Below are 2,610 nucleotides of genomic sequence, written 5' to 3'. Positions count from 1 at the left end.
TACTTCTATACGGGCGACTTTCAATTGATGCGCATAAGCATTTTGCATATCTTGCATTGCTTGTTGATATTGGGCATGGATTTCATCTACCTGTGAAGCCACATCTTTATAAATTACAGATGCTATCCACGCTGGTTCAATGAGCTGACTGTCTAACGGTTTGGCTGGTATGGGTGTAGAAATCGGCTGAATCTGTGTTTGTACATGCTCAAATGCTTGATTCGGTAAGACAGGTTCTTGGATCTGAGAATAAAACTGCTGAATGGTTGTATGCTTAGCTTTTGAACCCACAATTCCTCGTCTTAAGCCAAAATATTGATCATGTTGGGTGACGGCTTGATGATAATCTGTTTGCAATTGAGATAGCTTTGTACGTCCGCCTAACCACCTTCTCGCATTTAGTTTATTGGTCTGAAGATCTAATGGCACAATATAGGCTACGAGATGCGGTGTTGTCTCATCCCGGTGAATACTGGTTGCGATCACATTCTCTGCACCAAACTTTTCAATCAACCACGCTTTAGACTTCTCAAATAATGCTGCTTCTTTACTCGGATCATGCCAACCTTGCCATTCCGGAGAAGCTGTCATTAACGTTTCAATACATAAGACACCATTCTTACGCACCTTTTGCGGGATACGATCTTTGATTCCAGATAACACTTCGTCTGCTGATTGATGAGAATGCTCATTTTTTGGTGTTTCTTGAGGATTGGCATTCAGAGTTTCTCGTGTGCGATAATTGTGAGAAAGGGAACCTGAGATTTCACCGAAAGACTTCAACTTCTTTGTTCTAAAAATTAAGAAACTCATCGAACCCTCCAATAAAGAATCATCGAAGAGATCACCATAACAGGCCGCTCGATCTTTGGGAGCCCCAAAAGAGTACTCACTACACAATTTAAAAAAATAAATTTTATTTAAATTATTCCATGAGCGAGGGGAGCTTCCCCTCGACCCCGAAAAGCGCATAAATCCGAGTGTTGAATAGAGTTAAAAGTAAATATAATCAAATAGATATATAGAAATAAAAAGTCATTGAGATGGATCAAACAATCCCTAGAAAAATATGAAAATAAAAACTGTTTCAACATTTTTTTATTGCGTTTTTAGTGATTCCTTGCATTGTTTCAGCATAAACTCGGTTTTGTTACATCATTTTTGATGCTGTTTCTCAATATTTGCTGAATTGTTGCAGCATAAAGTTTGATTGTTTCAACATAAAGTCATTTTGTTTCTTCATTTTTAGACACTGTTGCAGCATTTTTAAGTATTGTTTCTTCATTATTCGAATAAAAAAGCACTTAAATTAAAAAATAGAGTATTTGAATAGACGTGTTGATGAAATTAAATCACCCTTAAGGATTGATTATTCTAGAATACAAAGTAGTATTTGTATTTAAGGTATTGATATTAAATTAATTTAGGTCGTCTAAATAATGAAAAAAAATTTAAAATTTATAGAGCTATGGTTACATAAGCATGCAAAAAGAATTATAGGTCAATCATTAAATTCTCCTGTAGTAGTTTTAGATTTAGATAATTTTGAAAAAGAAACTAATTTGGAGCTACCTCAAGATTTTAAAGATTTATATCTTTGGCATAATGGCATGAATGATACCGAAAATTTAGGTAGTCTGTTTCAAGGAATGGAGTTCTTGTCGTTAAAAGATATAGAAAATAAAAGAGATATCGATTTAGAGAACCAGCAATTTTCACTTGATTATGCAGATCCTGAGATTAACTCCCATAATTCACATAATCAAAAGTGGATTGTTTTTGCTCACGATGGTGGAAGAACGGGGTTGTATTTAGATTTGGATCCTACTGAGAAAGGAAAGTTAGGACAAATTATTTTTATTGATCATGATTATGATGTTGGAATTTTAGTTGCTGACTCTATAGCTGAATTAGTTAAACAGTTCTCAACTGACTTAGAAGATAATTTATATTTTCTAAATGAAGATGCTTTAGAAGATGGAAATGAGTTTTTAGAAACTGATTCTACAATAGATATTATAAATTGGCATAACAGTAAAAGATGGGCTAGACCTGATTTCTCATAGTCACGATAAAATTAAGAATGGAAGGTATACCTTCCATTCTTAATTTACACTAACTACATTCTTGATATTTTTTAACCGATTTTACTAGCAAAAAGTTCCAAAACTGCTCATAAAAAAGCCGACTTATTTCCGAGTCGGTTTTTTTTGTGTTTTTCGTATTATGTAAAATATTTAAGGCACTGATAAACAATAATTAATTAAGAAAGAGTTCGGGTAATGTCCATTATGTTAAATATAGGGTTAAAAGCCATTCCTAGTTGGAAATAAAAGTTGAAAACTAATTTTTAATATTCAAAATTTAGGTCAAATTGTGGCATTTTGAATAAGATCCAATCCATTTCATGTTATGGCCAAATTTGTCTTGAGACTAGAGTAAACTCTAACCCTAGAATAATTGTCTCAGTTAGTAATCAAGACAGTTCTCACATGAAATTAACTTTTGCGATCATTACACTTCTTATCTTTTTGATATTTTTATTCAGACATAAAAGTATAGAAACAAAAGTTATTATAAATAAACCAGTAAAATATGTTTGGGATGTAT

Annotated in this window: 2 protein-coding genes; one reads left to right on the top strand and one right to left on the bottom strand. The window is 32.9% G+C overall.

The window, feature by feature from the left end:
* Positions 1-813 (bottom strand): MobV family relaxase (gene mobV / locus AC1MPL_RS11640; protein WP_479766235.1); only part of this gene is annotated, 813 nt, incomplete at its 3' end.
* A gap of 626 nt (positions 814-1,439) precedes the next feature.
* Here mobV and AC1MPL_RS11635 point away from each other — a divergent pair.
* Entirely contained in the window at positions 1,440-2,066 is a 627-nt protein-coding gene (locus tag AC1MPL_RS11635) for an SMI1/KNR4 family protein (protein WP_479763237.1), read from the top strand.
* The last annotated feature ends 544 nt before the right edge of the window (positions 2,067-2,610 follow it).

This window comes from Acinetobacter sp. N1-1 (assembly GCF_056711485.1).
This window is presented reverse-complemented; position numbering and strand designations above follow the sequence as displayed.